This window comes from Belnapia moabensis DSM 16746 (assembly GCF_000745835.1).
Taxonomy (GTDB): domain Bacteria; phylum Pseudomonadota; class Alphaproteobacteria; order Acetobacterales; family Acetobacteraceae; genus Belnapia; species Belnapia moabensis.
In genome coordinates, this window is sequence record NZ_JQKB01000027.1 from 1 (window position 1) to 16176 (window position 16176).

Genomic DNA, 16176 nt, shown 5'->3' on the forward strand with positions numbered 1-16176 from the left:
TTGTGCGAGGCGCTGACCATGACGCCGAGATCGGCGCGGAGGCTGCGCGTCAGCAGGGCGATGGCGGGCGTCGGCATGGGGCCGACGAGGACGGCATCCATGCCGGCGCCGACGAAGCCGGCGGTCAGCGCGGGCTCCAGCATGTAGCCGGAGAGGCGGGTGTCCTTGCCGATCACCACGCGATGGCGGTGGGTGCCGCGGTTGAAGTACTGGCCCGCGGCCTGGCCGAGGCGGAGGGCGGTGGCGGCGTCCATCGGCGCCTGGTTGGCCTTGCCGCGGATGCCATCGGTGCCGAAGAGGCGGCGGTTGGGCTGGGTCATGCTGTTGGATTAGCGCCCGTCGGGCGGCGTGTCACCGGAAAGCGCGGCCTGGTGGACGCGGAGGGCCTGCACGGTTTCCGTCACGTCATGCACGCGGAGGATGGCGGCGCCGCGGGCGGCGGCGAAGAGCGCGGCGGCGATGCTGCCGGGCATGCGGGCCTTGCCCCCTTCTGTGGCGCCGGAGAGGCGGCCGATGGAGCGCTTGCGCGAGGCGCCGACCAGCAGCGGGCAGCCGAGGCCAGCGAGCAAAGGCAGGCGGTGCAGCAGGGCGAGGTTGTGTTCCAGCAGCTTGCCGAAGCCGAGGCCTGGATCGAGAGCGATGCGGTGGCGGGGAATGCCGGCGGCCTCGGCAGCGGCGAGGCGGGTGGCGAGGAAGGCGGCGACGTCGAGGGTGACGTCATCGTAGCGCGGGTCGTCCTGCATGTGGCGGGGGTCGTCGCCGAGCATGTGCATGAGGATCAGCGGGGCGCCGGATTCGGCGACCACGCGGGCGGCGTCCGGGTCGTGGCGGAGGCCGGAGACGTCGTTGACGATGCGGGCGCCGGCGGCCAGCGCCTCGCGCATGGTGAGGGCGTTGCGGGTGTCGACAGAAAGGGGGGCGAGCGGGGCGAGCGCCTGGATGACGGGGAGGATGCGGTGGCATTCCTCCTCCGGCGTGACGGGGGCGGCGCCGGGGCGGGTGCTCTCCCCACCGATATCGAGCAGGTCAGCGCCGGAGGCGAGCATCGCCTGGCCCTGGGCGAGGGCGGCTTCGATCAGGGCCTCGCCGGTGAGGCCGGCGGCGAGGAGGCCATCGCCAGAGACGCTGTCGGGGGTGACGTTGACGACGCCCATCACCAGCGGGGCACCGGAGCCAAGCTTGGGCACGAGGCCGGCGAAGGGTGGCGGGGCTTCGATCAGCGGCAGCAGGAGATCGCGCCAGTCGGCGGGGATGGCGGCGGCGGGGACGAGGTCTGGGTCGCGGCCGATCAGCCGGGCCAGGGTGAAGGCGGTGGGGCCGCCATGCAGCGGCAGGGCGAGACCGGCCGCGATGGCCGAGGCGGCGGCGGGGCCGGTCAGCAGGCCGAGCGGTTCGATCCAGCGGTCGGGCATGGCGTCCCCCGAAACGCAATCAGCGCGCCCGGGGGCGCGCTGATCGGTGGGTCGGTTGTGGACAGAGGCTAGGTGGCGGGAGCCGGGCCGGGGTTCAACCCGCCGCTCGGGCGAGCGGGGCGACCGCTGCTCGGCACGCTGCCGCGGCCCTGCGGCACCGGCTCGTCCGGGCGGTCGCGCACGATCGGCTCGCCGCGGATGATCAGCTTGATCTCGTCGCCCGAGATGGTCTCGTGCTCGAGCAGGCCCTTCGCCAGCAGGTGCAGCTCGTCGATGTTCTCAGAGAGCAGCTGTTTGCAGCGGGCATAGGCCTCGTCGATGATGCGGCGGATCTCGCCGTCGATCATCTGCGCGGTGTTCTCGGACAGGTTCTTCGACTGGGTGACGGAGTGGCCGAGGAAGACCTCCTGGCTGTTCTCGCCATAGGCGATCATGCCGAGCTTCTCGCTCATGCCCCACTCGGTGACCATCATGCGGGCCTGGTTGGTGGCCATCTTGATGTCGCCCGAGGCGCCGTTCGAGACCTTGTCCGGGCCGAAGATCAGCTCCTCGGCCACGCGGCCGCCCATGGCCATCGCCAGCTCGGAGAGCAGCTTCGACTTATGCTTGGAGTAGCGGTCGCCCTCCGGCAGGGACATCACCAAGCCAAGGGCGCGGCCGCGGGGGATGATAGTCGCCTTGTGGACGGGGTCGCACTCCGGGAGCTTCATGGCGCAGAGGGCATGGCCGGCCTCGTGGTAGGCCGTCATGCGCTTCTCGTCCTCGGACATGACGAGGCTGCGGCGCTCGGCACCCATCAGCACCTTGTCCTTGGCCTGCTCGAACTCATGCATGCCAACGGTGCGGCGGCCAGTGCGGGCGGCGAGCAGGGCAGCCTCGTTGACGAGGTTCGCCAGGTCGGCGCCGGAGAAGCCGGGGGTGCCGCGGGCGATGACCTTCGGGTCGACATCCGAAGCCAGCGGGACCTTCCGCATGTGGACGCGGAGGATCTTCTCACGGCCCGACACGTCCGGGTTCGGCACCACGACCTGGCGGTCGAAGCGGCCGGGCCGGAGCAAAGCCGGGTCGAGCACGTCGGGGCGGTTGGTCGCGGCGATGAGGATGACGCCCTCATTCGACTCGAAGCCGTCCATCTCGACGAGCATCTGGTTCAGGGTCTGCTCGCGCTCGTCATTGCCGCCGCCGAGGCCGGCGCCGCGATGACGGCCGACCGCGTCGATCTCGTCGATGAAGATGATGCAGGGGGCGTTCTTCTTGCCCTGCTCGAACATGTCGCGGACGCGGCTGGCGCCGACGCCGACGAACATCTCGACGAAGTCGGAGCCGGAGATGGTGAAGAAGGGAACGTTCGCCTCGCCGGCGATGGCGCGGGCGAGCAGCGTCTTACCCGTGCCGGGCGGGCCGACGAGCAAGCAACCCTTCGGGATCTTGCCGCCGAGGCGCTGGAACTTCTGCGGGTCGCGCAGGAACTCGACGATCTCCTCGAGCTCACCCTTGGCCTCGTCGATGCCGGCGACGTCCTCGAAGGTGACGCGGCCCTGCTTCTCGGTCAGCAGGCGGGCGCGGGACTTGCCGAAGCCCATGGCGCGGCCGCCGCCCGACTGCATCTGGCGCATGAAGAAGACCCAGACGCCGATGAGGAGCAGCATCGGGAACCAGGAGAGCAGGTAATGGAAGAGCGGGTTGACGTCGCTCTCCTCCGGCCGGGCGACGACGCGGACGCCCTTCTCGGTCAGGCGGGAGACGAGGTTGGGGTCTTCCGGCGTGTAGGTCTGGAAGGTGCGCCCGTCCGAGAGCTGGCCGCTGACGGTCCGCCCCTGGATGGTCACGTCCCGGACATGGCCGGCGCCGACCTCGTTGAGGAAATCCGAATAGGCGACCTGTTGGGCGCCCCGTTGCGCCGAACCGCTAGGCTGGAACACGTTGAAGAGCGCCACCAGCAGCAGCGCCACGATCACCCAGAGCGCCAGATTCCGGCCGAAATTATTCACCGATGCGTATCCCGTTCCCGCCAAGGCCCCGTTCGGGCCCTGGTGCCTCAGGCTCTGCCCGAGGCCCGCAGCCCTAAGATAGGGAGGCGAACCCCGGCCGTGAATGCCCCCGATGCGACAAGACCGTGCCGCCCGCGGAATTGACCATCCCGACCGCGAGAGACCCAACCGGAGCGAAAACGACCCCGACGCTCATGCAGCGATCCGGATCAGGATAGTCCAGAGCGGGCACGGCCACCAGCATTCCGTTGTGGCGGATGGCGGGGAGGCCGGCGAGCAGCGCGGCGGGCCAGGCGGGGGCGAGGCGGCGGAGCCGGGCGGCCTCGACGGGGCCGAGGGCGCCGAGCATATGGCCGGGGGCGCCGGGGGCGGCGAGGCGGAAGCGGCCGTCCCAGATGGCACCGGGCCGGGCCTCCACGGGCGCGGCGAGGGCGGCGGGTTCGCGGAAGAGCAGCCAGCCGCCGCGGCGGAGGCGAAGCCAGGCGCCGGCGAGGGTCCCCTCCCCTCGCCTACGGAGCGCGGCGATGGCGGCGGCGGGCGGGGCGTGGCGGGCGCCGCCGATTGCCTGGACCAGGCGGGCGAGCAGGGCATCGGCGAGGGCGTCGGTGCCGAGGGCCGTGGGGTCGATCTCGGCGAAGCCGGCGGGGCGGAGTGTGGTGCTGGCGGCGAGGCGGGCGGCGAGCGCGGCCTCCTGCCGGGCGCGGCGCAGGGCGAAGGCGTGGGCGGCCTCGGCCAGGGCCTCCGTCGCCGCCGGGTCGAGCAGGGCGCGGAGGCGGGCGCGGGCGAAGCGCGGGTCGGCGTTGCTCGGGTCCTGGATGGGGGTGAGGTCGGCGGCGACCGTCGCGGCGAGGCGGGCAGGAGGGATGGGGAGGAGCGGGCGGAGGATCAGCGCCGTATCCGTCATGCGGATGGCGGGGATGGCGGCGAGGCCGCTGGGGCCGCTGCCGCGGAGGGCGCGGAAGAGGAGCGTCTCGGCCTGGTCCGCTTGGTGGTGGCCGAGCAGGAGCCACGGCGTGCCGGCCTCGGCGCAGGCCGCAAGGAGGGCAGCGAGGCGGGCGTCGCGGGCGCGCTCCTGCAAGCCGGGGCCGGGGGCGAGGCCGAGGCGGAGCAGGCGCGTCGGGATGCTGCGGGTGGCGAGCTGGCGGAGGGTTGCCTCGGCCTCCTGCGCGCTGCCGGTACGGAGACCGTGATCGGCCACGAGGGCGAGGAGGCTGCCGCCGCGGGCACGGGCCCAATCGGCGGCGAGGAGGGCGAGGGCGAGGCTGTCGGGGCCGCCGGAGACGCCGGCGGCGAGGCGGGGAGCTCGGCCGAAGGGGCCGAGCGGAGCCATCAGGGCGGCGAATTCCTCCGCCGATAAAGGCTCAGCGGCAGCCGGCGCGGCGGCGGGCATCGGCGGCGCGCTCGGCCAGGGCGCCGCGGAGGTTGGGGAAGTTGCTCCGCAGGTCGTCCAGCGTGTCGCAGGATTCGCGCTTGTTGCCGAGGTTGTTGAAGGCACTGGCCAGGCCGAGCAGCGCCTCCGGTGCGCGGGGGCCGGTACGGCCGCGGGTATAGGCGTCGTTATAGGCCAGTGCCGCGCCGGCATGGTCGCGCTTGCCGGAGAGGGCGTCGCCGAGCAGGAGCTGGGCGTCCGTCGCGCGGGGGGAGTTGCGGTTGGCGAGGACCTCGCGGGCGGCGGCCTCGGCGGCGGGGTAGTCACGGCGGGCGAGCGCGGCCTGGCCTTCGGAGATGGCGCGCTCCGGGGTGCGGCCGGCGGCGGGGGCGGGCGTCGGCGCGGGAGCCGGGGCGGGCGTGGGCGCTGCCGCCGGGGCGCGGGGCGCCGGTGCGGACTGGCGGCCGGCGGGCTGGTTCTCGACCTGCTGCAGGCGGTAGTCGATGTCGCCCTGCATCTTCTCGACCGTCTGCTGCAGCGTGCGGTTGCGGTACTCGACCTCGTCGAGCCGGCCGCGGAGGCGGCGGGTCTCCTCCTCCAGGGCGTTGACGCGGTCGAGCAGGGTGCCGACCAGCTCGCTCCCCGGGACGCTGCCGCGCGGGGCGCTCGGCGCCGGCAGGGCGGAGGCGCCGCTGCGGCGCACTTGGTCGAGTTCCTGGCGGAGCTGGAGGATCTGGTTCTGCAGGTAGATGCCCTCGCGGCTCTCGGCCTGGGCCCAGGCGCCCTGGGCGGGCAGCAACAGCGGGACGGCGACGAGCAGGGTGGCGAGGAAGGGGCGGGTCACGGGGCCTCCGGAAGGGCGCGGGGCGGAAATGGGTGCGGGCCGGCTGGATAAGCCAGCCGGCTCGTATCGGCCAGTGGGATTAAGCTGTGGGATTAAGCTGTGGGATTAAGCTGGGGTGCTGCCCCCGGAAGCGTGCCGCCATCGCAGCGCGGGACCGGCCCCGCGATGCGATGGACGACGCTCAGCGGACGACGGTGACGGCGCGGCGGTTCTGCGCCCAGGCATCGTCGGTGGAGCCAAGGGCGGCCGGGCGGTCCTTGCCGTAGGAGATGGTGGAGATGCGGGCTCCGGCGGCGCCGTTGGCGACCAGCACGTCGCGCGCCGAGTTGGCGCGGCGCTGGCCGAGGGCCAGGTTGTACTCGCGGGTGCCGCGCTCGTCGGCATGGCCCTCGACCTGCACCGTCACCTGCGGGTAGCGGGCGAGCCAGGCGGCCTGGCGCTCGAGCACCGGGCGCTGGTCGGCGCGGACGCTGCTCTCGTCGGTGTCGAAGTAGACGCGGTCGCCGACATTGGCGACGAGGTCTTCCTGGCTGCCCGGGCGCGGACCGGCCGAGGTGTTGCTCGCCGCGCCGGCGCCGGTGGCGGCGTTGTCGGCGGTCGAGGACCCGCAGGCGGCGAGCAGGGCCAGCGCCGCGAAGGCGGTCATCACCTTGGTGTTCAGCATGGGGGTCGTCCCTTTCCTGTCTGCCATCGCGCAGCCCGGCACTGCGGAATTCTGCTCGGGGCCGTTACAACCGGTGCGCTACAGCGTCAAGGAAAACGGGCCTGATATGGCAACGGCGGCCTGGTTCCATGCTTTTGGTGCAACACAGCCGTTGCTCGTGCGAACGACGGCTGTTCCGCTTTGTCGGCCAGCCCGCCGCTACGCCAGCAGGGGCGACCAGGCCGGGTCGGACGCATCGGTCGGGGTGACGATCTGGCGCTCGTTGAAGCCGGCGATGTCGATGCTGGAGAGGCGGGAGGAGAAGCCGCTGCCGCGGGCGTCGCGCGCCGGCGTCTCGCGGAAATACATCATCACCCGGCCATTGGGGGCGAAGGTCGGGCCTTCCATCCCCCAGCCCTCCGAGAGGATGCGCTCGCCGGAGCCGTCGGGGCGCATGACGCCGATGGCGAATTGCCCGCCGGAGATGCGGGTGAAGGCGATGAGGTCGCCGCGCGGCGACCAGACCGGCGTCGCATAGCGGCCGCGGCCGAAGGAGATGCGGCGCACGCCCCCTCCCCCCGCATCCATGACATAGAGCTGCTGGTCGCCGCCGCGGTCGGAGTTGAAGACGATCTGCGAGCCGTCCGGCGAGTAGCAGGGCGAAACGTCGAGCCCGCCGCCGGAGGTGAGCTGGCGCTCGCGCCGGCTGCCGAGATCGACGACATAGATGTTGGCGTCGTTGCCGCGCGTCGAGGAGAGCACGACGCTGCGGCCGTCGGGCGAGAAGCGCGGGGAGAGCGTCATCCCCTGGAAGGTGCCGAGCACTTCCTGCCGGCCGCTGTCGAGGTTGAAGAGATAGACCCGCGGCTCGTTGCGGGCATAGGACATGAAGGCGATCTGCTGTGCGTTCGGGTGGAAGCGCGGCGTCAGCGCGGCGAAGGAGCCGTCGGTCAGGTAGCGCTGGTTCTCGCCGTCCTGATCCATGATGGCCAGCCGCCGGGTGCGGCGGTCGCGCGGGCCCGTCTCCGCCACATAGACGACGCGGGTGTCGAAATAGCCCTTCTCGCCGAGCAGGCGCTCGTAGATCACGTCGGAGATCAGGTGCGCGATGCGGCGCCAGTTGCCGGCGGGCGCGGTGAAGGCGGTGCCCTGGATCTGCGTCTCCGGCAGCACGTCCCAGAGGCGGAATTCGACGCGGAGGCGGTCGCCGGAGACTTCGGCGCGGCCGGTGGTCAGCGCCTGGGCGCCGATGACGCGCCAGTCCTGGAAGCGCGGCGTCTGCGCCGCGGCCTCGGCGGTCTGGATGTAGGCGGCGCGATCGACGGGACGGAAGAGGCCGCTGTTGCGCAGGTTGGTCTGGATCACGCCCGCGATGTTCTGGCCGAGGCGCTGCGCCTCGTCCGAGCCGCCGGCGAAATTCGGCACGGCGATCGGGATCGGGTCGGTGCGGGCCTTGGTGATGTCAACGACGGAGCTCTGAGCGAAGGTCGCGCGGGCGCCGATGAGCGGCAGGCCGAGCGCGGCGCCGCCGAAGATCGCGGCGCGGCGGGAGAGCTGGCGGATCGCAGCCTCATCCTTCCAGGTCATGCGGCTTCTCCTCTGATTTGGTTGCGCGCGGGGCTCAACGCAGGCCGAGATCGCGCGGGTTGAAGCGGAAGATGGTGTCGCGCAGCGCGGCCAGGCGCTCGCGCGGCAGCGGCAACGGGTTGCACTTCGGATCGAGCAGGGCGCGGCGGGCGGCCTCGTAGACGGCGCGGGCGCGCGGCTCGGAGGGCGGAGAGCCGTTGGGGCGGACATTGCGGACGGTGCCGCCCGGATCCACCTCGACGCGGAACTCGACGACGATGCTCTGGATGTTGAGGCCGCCGGCATCGACGCTCCAGCACTCGCTGATCTTCTCGGCGAGGCCGGCGCGCTCGCCGGCGCTGAGCGAGGCGGTGCCGGTGGGCGTGCCGCCGCCTTGCTGCGGCGCGCCGGGGCTAGGCTGCGGGCGGCCGCGCGGCGCCTCGTTCGAGGCCTGCATCTGGCGCAGGCGGTCCAGCGTGCTTTGCACGCTGTTGCTCAGCTCCTGTGGGCGCGGCGGCGGCGGCGTGCGGCCGGTGCCGGCCTGCTGGCTGGTCTGGGGCGGCGGCGGGACGGGCGTCGGTGGCGCCGGGCGCGCGTCGGGGCGCGGCGGGGCGGGCGTCGTCTGGGCCTGCTGCTGCTGCGGGCGCGGCGGCGCCGGCGGGGTGGGCGGCGTCGGCTGGGCCTGCTGCTGCGGGCGCGGCGGCTGGGCGGGCGGCGTCGGTGCGGGCGGCGTCGGGCGCGGCGGCTCGGGCACCGGGGGCGGCGGCAGGGGCAGCGGCGCGACCTCGGCCACCTGCTGCTGGGGCTGCGGGCGCGGGGGCGGTGGGGCCGGCGGTGTCGGGGCCGGCTGCGGCGGTGTGGGTGTCGGCGGGCTCGGACGCGGCGGCGCAGCCTGGGCCTGGGGCGCGGGCGGCGGCGGGGCGGCCGTAGGAGGTGGCGGCGGCGGGGGTGGCGGGGTCGGCAGGCGATCCTCGCGCACCGGCTCCGGCGCCGGCGGCTCGGGGCGCGGCGGCTGGGGCACGGAGGCCGGGGCGGCGACGGGCGCCGCCTCGGAGGCGCCCTGGGCTTGCTGGGCGGGCAGGCTGGCGACCAGCTCGACGGCGATGGCCTCCTCCTTCGGCTCCTCCAGCTTGGGAGGCAGGCCGAAGACCAGGCCGAGCAGGAGGGCGACGACATGCAATGCCGCCGAGACGAGCCCCCAGAAACGCATTCCCCTGTTCTGCATGACCGCGCCCCCGCGCGTGGCCTTTCTGTCGCTTAGCGGGTCGGACGGGTGGCGGGGCGGGCAGCCGGGGCCGCGCCAGCGGGCGGCCGGCCGGCGGGCTGCTCGGCGAGCAGCGCCACCTTGCTGAAGCCGCCGGCGCTGATGACGCCCATCACCTCCATCACCCGGCCATAGCTGATTGCCTTGTCGCCGCGGACGAAGATGCGGCGCTCCTGCGCATTCGGCCCCTGGCTGTTCTCGCCGGCGATGGCCTGGAGCTGGGCGACCAGGTTCTCGAGCGGCACCTCGGTCTCCTGGAGGAAGATCTTGCCCTCCGGGTTCACCGTGATGGTGATCGGCTCGTTGTCCTGGTTCAGCGCGCTGGCCTGGGTCTTCGGCAGGTCGACGGGGACGCCGACCGTCATCAGGGGTGCGGCGACCATGAAGATGATGAGCAGCACGAGCATGACGTCGACCAGGGGCGTCACGTTGATCTCGGCCATCGGGCGGTAGCGGCCGCGGCCCTTGCCACGGCCGGCGTTCAGGGAAGCGGCCATGGGGTTACTCCGCCACCGCGGCGGGGGTGCGGGTCTCGGTGCCGATCACCGCGCTCTCCGACTGGCGGGAGAGGATGCCGCCGAACTCGGCCGCGAAGCCCTCCAGCCGGCTGGCGAAGCGGGCGAGGTCGGTGCTGATCTTGTTGTAGGCGAGCACCGCCGGGATGGCGGCGACGAGGCCGATCGCCGTGGCGAAGAGCGCCTCCGCGATGCCCGGCGCGACGACGGCGAGGTTGGTGTTCTGCATTCCTGCGATGGCGGCGAAGCTGTTCATGATGCCCCAGACCGTGCCGAACAGGCCGACGAAGGGGCCGACCGAGCCGACCGAGGCGAGGAAGACCATCCAGCGCTCCATCCGGTCCATCTCGCGCTGCACGGCGAGGTTCATGCTGCGGTCGATGCGCTCCTTCAGCCCGGCGGCGACGAGGTCGGAGCCGGCGAGGCGCTGGGCGCTGCGGCGCCACTCCCGCATGGCGGCGGCGAAGACGGCGGCCATGGGGTGCGAAGGCTGCTCGCCCTCCTTGCGGAAGAGGTCGTCGAGGCTGCCGCCGGACCAGAAGCTGTCCTCGAAGGCATCGGCGGCGCGGTTGGCGCGACGGAGGGTGGTGATCTTCTCGAAGACGATGGCCCAGACCCAGACGGAGGCGAGCAGCAGCCCGACCATCACGAGCTTCACCACCCAGTCGGCCTGGAGGAACAGGCCCCACAGGGACAGGTCGTGCAATGCGCCGCCCAGATCCGTCGCCGTCACGCTGCGGTCCACCGCCTCTCTCCTCTCTATCCAGCCGCGCCCGGCGCATCGGCCAGGGCCGCGCGCCAGGGTTCGGGTATGCGCTTCGGCCGCAGCGTGTCCCGGTCGATGCAGGCCAGTTCCACATGCAGGGCGGCGAGCGCCTCCTCCCCCCGGACCATGCGCTGGTCGAGCTGGAGGGTAACGCCCTTCACCGCCATGACCCGCGTCTCGACCACGATTGCGTCATCGAGTCGCGCGGGGCGCCAATACTCTACTTCGATGCGGCGCACCACGAGTATCGAATGGTGACGCTCCATCATCAGTTGATGCGGCAAGCCCATGTCGCGCAAGGATTCCGTCCGGGCGCGCTCGGCCCAGCGGAGGTAGTTGGCGTGATAGGCCACGCCGCCCGCATCGGTGTCCTCGAAATAGACGCGAATCGGGAAGCGATGGGCAGGCCCGGGTGGTGGAAGCTTCACGGCTCGCCGCCCGAGAGCAGGTCGGGCTGGATTGCGAAGCTCGCGGGCGGGCTGAGGCCGAGATGGGTCCAGCCGGACATGCCGAGCATCCGGCCGCGTGGGGTGCGCAGGACGAGGCCTTCCTGGATCAGGTAGGGCTCGATGACGTCCTCGATGGTGTCGCGGCTTTCGGCAAGCGCGGCGGCCAGGGTCTCGACGCCGACCGGGCCGCCATTGTGGTGCTCGGCGATGCGGCGGAGGTAGCGGCGGTCCATCGCATCGAGCCCCTTGCTGTCCACTTCCAGCCGCGTCAGGGCGCCGTCGACCATGGCGCGATCGGCGGGGATGCCGGCGACGCTCGAGAAGTCGCGGACGCGGCGCAGCAGGCGGCCGGCGATGCGGGGGGTGCCGCGGGAGCGGCGGGCGATCTCCAGCGCGCCGGCCTCGGCCAGCTCGAAGCTCAATTTCTCGGCGCCGCGGCGGACGATCCGCAGCAGCTCCTCCGGCGTGTAGAATTGCAGGCGGAGCGGGATGCCGAAGCGGTCGCGCAGCGGCGTCGCCAGCAGGCCGGCGCGCGTCGTGGCGCCGACCAGGGTGAAGGGCGGCAGGTCGATGCGGACGGTGCGCGCCGCCGGGCCCTCGCCGATGATGAGGTCGAGTTGGAAATCCTCCATCGCCGGGTAGAGGGTTTCCTCCAGCGCCGGCTGCAAGCGGTGGATCTCGTCGACGAAGAGCACGTCGCGGGGCTGCAGGTTCGTCAGGATGGCGGCGAGGTCGCCGGCGCGTTGCAGGATGGGGCCGCTGGTCGCGCGGAAGCCGACGCCCAATTCGCGGGCGACGATCTGGGCGAGCGTCGTCTTGCCGAGGCCGGGGGGGCCATGGAGCAGGACGTGGTCCAGCGCCTCGCCGCGGGCGCGGGCGGCCTGGATGAAGACGGCGAGGTTCTCGCGCAGCGCCTGCTGGCCGGTGAAGTCGGCCAGGACCTGCGGTCGGAGGGTGGCCTCGGCGGCGTCCTCGTCGGTGCGGGCGGGGGTGGTGATGCGGTCGTCCGGCACTGCCTCGGGTGGAGGCGGCGGCGGGGGGCGACGGCGGGAGCCGCTCATCGGGCGAGCTCCTTCAGGCTGTCGCGGATCAGGGATTCGAGCGGGACGCCTTCGCCGAGGCGGGCCTGCGCGCGGTTGACGGCGGCCTGGGCTTCGGGGCGCTTCCAGCCGAGATTGATCAACGCCGAGACTGCATCGGCGGCGGCCCCGGCCGGGGGCGCCGCGGTGGCAGGGCCGGCGGCGATGCCGCTCGGGGGCTGGATGCCGCCGGCCCAATCGCGGAGTTCGGTCACCAGGCGGTCGGCGAGCCTGGCGCCGACGCCGTTGGCCTGGCGGAGGCCGGTGCGGTCGCCGCGGCGGACAGCCTCAGCCAGATCCTCGGGGGCGAAGGCGGAGAGGATGTCGAGCGCCAGCTTGGTGCCGACTCCTTGGACCGAGGTGAGCTTGCGGAAGGTGTCCCGCTCCGCCGCGCTCCCGAAGCCGACCAGGACGATGGCGTCCTGGCGCACCTGGGTCTCGACCAGCATCGCGGCTTGGCCCTGCACGTCGCGCAGGCGGTCGAGGGTCTTGGTGGAACAGGACAGCAAGTAGCCCACGCCGTTGACGTCGAAGATGCAGCCGCCTTCGAGTAGCGCGTCGAGCTTGCCGGTTAGTTTCCCGATCATGCCGGCACGTAGCCCTTGGCGTAGGCGAGCTTCGTGCCGCGGTGGTGGGCGTGGCAGATGGCGACCGCGAGCGCATCGGCGGCATCCGAGCGGCGGATGGTGGCGCCGGGGAGCAGGCGGCGGACCATCGCCTCCACCTGGGTCTTGTCGGCATGGCCGGTGCCGACCACGGCGCGCTTCACTTCCATCGCCTGGTACTCGGATACATGGATGCCGGAGAGGGCGGGTGTCAGCAGCACGACGCCGCGGGCCTGGCCGAGCTTCAAGGCGGCGCCGGGGTTCTTGTTGACATAGGTATGCTCGACCGCCGCCTCCTGCGGGCGCCACTGCTCGATCAGCACCGCGAGGCCGCGGTGGAGGGTGCAGAGGCGCTCGGCGAGCGGCTGGTCGGCATCGGTGGAGATGACGCCGTCGGCCAGGTGGCGGAGGCGGTTGCCGATGCTCTCCACCAGGCCCCAGCCCGTATGCTGCAGGCCGGGGTCGAGGCCGAGGAGGCGGACGGAGCCGGTCAGGCGGAGAGCCGCTGCGACACGGCCTCCGACACCTCGAAATTGGCGTAGACGTTCTGCACGTCGTCGCTCTCGTCGAGGCGGTCGATCAGCTTGAGGATGTCCTGCGCCTTCTCCTCGTCGAGGTCGATGCGGATATTCGGCACCCATTCGATGCGGGCGCTTTCCGGGCTACCGAAGCGGGCCTCGAGCGCGTCGCGGACGGCGAAGAAATCCTCCGGCGCGCAGGTTACCTCGTGGCCTTCCTCGTCGGACTCGACGTCCTGGGCGCCGGCCTCGATGGCGGCTTCCAGCATCGCCTCCTCCTGGCCGGGGAGGCCGGGGAACCAGAGGACGCCCTTCCGCTCGAACTGGAAGGAGACGCTGTTGGTCTCGCCGAGCGCGCCGCCCGCCTTGGCGAAGGCGCTGCGGATGTCGCCCGCCGTGCGGTTGCGGTTGTCGGTCAGGGCTTCCACGATGATGGCGACGCCGTAGGGGCCGTAGCCCTCGTAGCGGACCTCCTGGTAGTCCTCGCCCTGGCCGGCCTGGCCGGCGCGCTTGATGGCGCGGTCGATGGTGTCGCGCGTCATGTTCGAGGTGAGCGCGGCCTTGACCGCGGCGCGCAGCCGCGGGTTCATTGCCGGATCCGGCAGGCCCATCTTGGCGGAGACCGTGATTTCGCGGATCAGCTTGCCGAAGGCGCGGGCCTTCTTGGCGCCTTGGGCCGCCTTGCGGTGCATGATGTTCTTGGCGTGCGAGTGGCCGGCCATGGCCCCAGCCTTCTCCCGTTCCTGAGATTCCGAATGAAGAGCGGCTTATAGCGAGCGCGGAGCCCGAGCGCCACGGGGAGGCTTGCGGATGTGGGGCGCGGGCTGGCAGGCTTCCTCTCCATGGATGCCATGCCGCCCGCCGATCCCTTCGCTGTCGCCACGCTCGAGGAGCTGGCGCGGCATTACGACCCGCCACGCGAACTGGTGCTGAAGAAGGTGATCCCACGGCTGGAGGCGAAGGCGATGGCCTTCATCGCCGCCTCCCCCTTCGTCATCCTGGCGACGGTCGGGCCGGAGGGGGTGCATGCAACGCCCCGCGGGGATGCGCCGGGCTTTATCCAGGCACTCGACGACCGGACGCTCGCCTTGCCGGACCGGCGGGGGAACAACCGGCTGGATGCGCTGAGGGACATCATCGCCAACCCGGAGGTGGCGCTGCTCTTCCTCGTCCCCGGGGTAGGCGAGGCGCTTCGGGTCAACGGGACGGCACGGATCACGGCGGACCCAGCGCTGCGCGGGCGCTTCGAGGAGCGGGGCAAGCTGCCGGCGACCGTGGTGCTGGTCAGCCTGCGCGAGGCCTATATGCAATGCGCCAAGGCGGTGATGCGCTCCAAGCTCTGGGGCGAGCGGGAGCGGCCGGGGACGGTGCCGAGCATGGGCGAGATCATCTCGGCCCATACCGGCGGCATGGTCGACCCGGCCTCCTATGACAAGGAAGCGCCGCAACGGCTGATCGATACGATGTACTGATCAGGCTTCCGCCGGCTCACGCTCGCGGCGGGGCTGGGTCTGCGGGGCGGGGACGGGGCGACGCTGGCCGGCCTCGCGGCGGCGGGCGGCGGCCTCACGGGCGACGGCGTCGCGGAGCGCGCCCTCATAGCTCAGCCCGCCGGCGGCGCCGCCGAGGATCGAATTGCCGAGCCCGAAGCGGCGCGTGTCCTGGCGGTCCATCTCTGCCATCCCTGGCTGCCCCGCGGATTCGTGCATACCTGCGGGGGTGATCGCGATAACAAGAGCGCGATCAGAAGGGAACTTACGCCTTTACAATATGTGGCCCAATGAGGCCGAGCCGGGCGCAGACATTGCGGGTGTCGATCAGCAACGGAAGTCCGGCGGCGAGGTCGGCATAGTCGATGCCGTCATGGTCGGTGACGATGAGGCCGGCCTGGATGCCGGACAGCGCCTCCCGCCCCGGGCCGATGCCGCGGCAGCCGGCGAGGCCCGGGTGGTCGGGCTGGGGCGGGATGACCGGGACCAGCGGGTCGAGATGGAGGACCTCGGCGCCGCGTTGCACCAGCATCTCCATCAGGACCAATGCGGGGCTGTGGCGGAGATCCTCGAGGTTGCGCTTGTAGCCGAGGCCGATGACGAGAATCCGGCTGCCGCGGAGGCCCCTGCCCTGTTGGCGATCCAGCGCCTCGGCCAGGCGGTCCAGCACGTGGCGGGGCATCGCCGCATTGATCTCGCTGGCCAGGTCGATGAAGCGGGTGGCGACGCCATGCGCTCGCGCCTGCCAGGTGAGGTAGTGCGGGTCGACCGGGATGCAGTGGCCGCCGAGTCCCGGGCCGGGGAAGAAGGGCATGTAGCCGAAGGGCTTGGTGCGGGCGGCTTCGATCACCTCCCAGATGTCGATTCCCATCGGCTCGAAGACCAGCTTCAGCTCGTTCATCAGGGCGATGTTGACGGCGCGGAAGGTATTCTCGGTGAGCTTCACCGCCTCCGCCAGATCGGACGAGGAAACGGGGACGGTGCGGGCGACGAAGGCGCCGTAGGGGGCAAGGGCGAGGTCCAGTGAGGGCGGGTCGATGCCACCGATGACGCGAGGGATGCTGGCAGTGCGGTGCTGGGCATTGCCGGGATCTTCCCGCTCCGGCGCGTGGGCGAGGAAGAAGTCCTCGCCGCAACGGAGGCCGGTCGCCTCCAGGATCGGCTGCACGACGCCGCGGGTGGTGCCGGGGTAGCTGGTCGATTCGAGGACGATGAGCTGGCCGGGGCGGAGATTGGCCGCGATCAGGCGGGTGGCGGATTCGACCGCGGAGAGGTCGGGCTCGCGGTGGTGGCCGAGCGGCGTCGGGACGCAGACGAGGATGGCGTCGGCCTCGACGAGCGCCCTTCCCTCCCCGGTGAGGCGCAGGCGGTCGGTGCAGAGGGCGGCGCGGATCGAGTCGGGGTCGATCTGGCGCAGCGGGCTGCGGCCGGCGGCGAGTCCGGCGAGGCGGGCCGGGTCGGCATCGAGGCCGATCACGTGGAAGCCGGCCTCGACCAGGGCCAGGATGAGGGGCAGGCCGACATAGCCGAGGCCGATGACGGCGATGGTCGCGTCCCTATCACGGAAGCGGGCGTTGAGCGACTCGGCGAGGCCGACGGAATGCGGCAGGCATGGCGGCAGCGAATCCGGCATGCGGTATTGCTACGATATCGATACGGTATAAT

At 72.2% G+C, this 16176-nt stretch carries 17 protein-coding genes and 1 pseudogene; 1 reads left to right on the forward strand and 17 read right to left on the reverse strand.

Going from position 1 to position 16176, the window contains the following annotated elements:
* From EP26_RS17255 to EP26_RS17325, 15 genes and pseudogenes are all read right to left on the reverse strand, one after another.
* A pseudogene (locus EP26_RS17255) lies at positions 1-320 on the reverse strand (phosphoglucosamine mutase); the annotation flags it as partial.
* Positions 321-329: 9 nt separating this feature from the next.
* A complete protein-coding gene (gene folP, locus EP26_RS17260; protein WP_043340357.1) occupies positions 330-1412 on the reverse strand; it encodes a dihydropteroate synthase in 1083 nt (360 codons plus the stop codon).
* A gap of 68 nt (positions 1413-1480) precedes the next feature.
* Positions 1481-3403, reverse strand: a complete 1923-nt coding sequence (gene ftsH / locus EP26_RS17265) for an ATP-dependent zinc metalloprotease FtsH (protein WP_043340358.1) — start codon at positions 3401-3403, stop codon at positions 1481-1483.
* Between the two features lie 73 nt (positions 3404-3476).
* The gene (tilS, locus tag EP26_RS17270) at positions 3477-4793 is read right to left on the reverse strand and encodes a tRNA lysidine(34) synthetase TilS (protein WP_052389309.1); all 1317 of its coding nucleotides are present in this window, start codon (positions 4791-4793) and stop codon (positions 3477-3479) included.
* Positions 4765-5616 carry a tetratricopeptide repeat protein gene (locus EP26_RS17275; RefSeq protein ID WP_043340359.1) on the reverse strand — a complete coding sequence of 284 codons (852 nt, stop codon included), beginning with the start codon at positions 5614-5616 and terminating at the stop codon, positions 4765-4767. The genes tilS and EP26_RS17275 overlap by 29 nt, the downstream gene beginning before the upstream one ends.
* 181 nt (positions 5617-5797) lie before the next feature.
* Entirely contained in the window at positions 5798-6277 is a 480-nt protein-coding gene (gene pal / locus EP26_RS17280; protein WP_211259467.1) for a peptidoglycan-associated lipoprotein Pal, read from the reverse strand.
* Positions 6278-6478: 201 nt separating this feature from the next.
* Complete coding sequence (gene tolB / locus EP26_RS17285; RefSeq protein WP_043340360.1) at positions 6479-7846, reverse strand: Tol-Pal system beta propeller repeat protein TolB; 1368 nt, start codon at positions 7844-7846, stop codon at positions 6479-6481.
* A 34-nt stretch (positions 7847-7880) separates the two neighbouring features.
* Positions 7881-9035 (reverse strand): cell envelope integrity protein TolA, encoded by a 1155-nt coding sequence (locus EP26_RS17290; RefSeq protein ID WP_043340361.1) that lies wholly within the window; start codon positions 9033-9035, stop codon positions 7881-7883.
* A 47-nt stretch (positions 9036-9082) separates the two neighbouring features.
* Positions 9083-9586 carry a protein TolR gene (tolR, locus tag EP26_RS17295; protein ID WP_043340362.1) on the reverse strand — a complete coding sequence of 168 codons (504 nt, stop codon included), beginning with the start codon at positions 9584-9586 and terminating at the stop codon, positions 9083-9085.
* A gap of 4 nt (positions 9587-9590) precedes the next feature.
* Complete coding sequence (gene tolQ, locus EP26_RS17300) at positions 9591-10349, reverse strand: protein TolQ (protein ID WP_043340364.1); 759 nt, start codon at positions 10347-10349, stop codon at positions 9591-9593.
* 14 nt (positions 10350-10363) lie between these two features.
* Positions 10364-10798, reverse strand: coding sequence for a tol-pal system-associated acyl-CoA thioesterase (ybgC, locus tag EP26_RS17305; protein ID WP_043340367.1), 435 nt, complete (start codon positions 10796-10798; stop codon positions 10364-10366).
* Positions 10795-11880, reverse strand: coding sequence for a Holliday junction branch migration DNA helicase RuvB (gene ruvB / locus EP26_RS17310; RefSeq protein ID WP_084112622.1), 1086 nt, complete (start codon positions 11878-11880; stop codon positions 10795-10797). The genes ybgC and ruvB overlap by 4 nt, the downstream gene beginning before the upstream one ends.
* Entirely contained in the window at positions 11877-12485 is a 609-nt protein-coding gene (ruvA, locus tag EP26_RS17315) for a Holliday junction branch migration protein RuvA (RefSeq protein WP_043340368.1), read from the reverse strand. The genes ruvB and ruvA overlap by 4 nt, the downstream gene beginning before the upstream one ends.
* Positions 12482-12997: a crossover junction endodeoxyribonuclease RuvC gene (gene ruvC / locus EP26_RS17320; RefSeq protein WP_043340463.1), complete on the reverse strand. Its 516-nt coding sequence runs from the start codon at positions 12995-12997 to the stop codon at positions 12482-12484. Before ruvC ends, ruvA begins: the two co-directional genes overlap by 4 nt.
* Positions 12994-13743, reverse strand: coding sequence for a YebC/PmpR family DNA-binding transcriptional regulator (locus EP26_RS17325; protein WP_043340369.1), 750 nt, complete (start codon positions 13741-13743; stop codon positions 12994-12996). The genes ruvC and EP26_RS17325 overlap by 4 nt, the downstream gene beginning before the upstream one ends.
* Before the next feature lie 90 nt (positions 13744-13833).
* On the opposite strand from EP26_RS17325, the gene EP26_RS17330 reads away from it, so the two are divergent.
* Positions 13834-14493, forward strand: coding sequence for an MSMEG_1061 family FMN-dependent PPOX-type flavoprotein (locus EP26_RS17330; RefSeq protein WP_245624436.1), 660 nt, complete (start codon positions 13834-13836; stop codon positions 14491-14493).
* On the opposite strand, the gene EP26_RS17335 is transcribed toward EP26_RS17330, so the two are convergent.
* Both EP26_RS17335 and EP26_RS17340 read right to left on the reverse strand, forming a co-directional pair.
* On the reverse strand, positions 14494-14694 hold the full coding sequence (locus EP26_RS17335) for a hypothetical protein (protein ID WP_043340370.1): 201 nt from the start codon (positions 14692-14694) through the stop codon (positions 14494-14496). It abuts the gene before it with no gap.
* An 82-nt stretch (positions 14695-14776) separates the two neighbouring features.
* On the reverse strand, positions 14777-16144 hold the full coding sequence (locus EP26_RS17340) for a nucleotide sugar dehydrogenase (RefSeq protein WP_084112624.1): 1368 nt from the start codon (positions 16142-16144) through the stop codon (positions 14777-14779).
* Positions 16145-16176 lie beyond the last annotated feature (32 nt).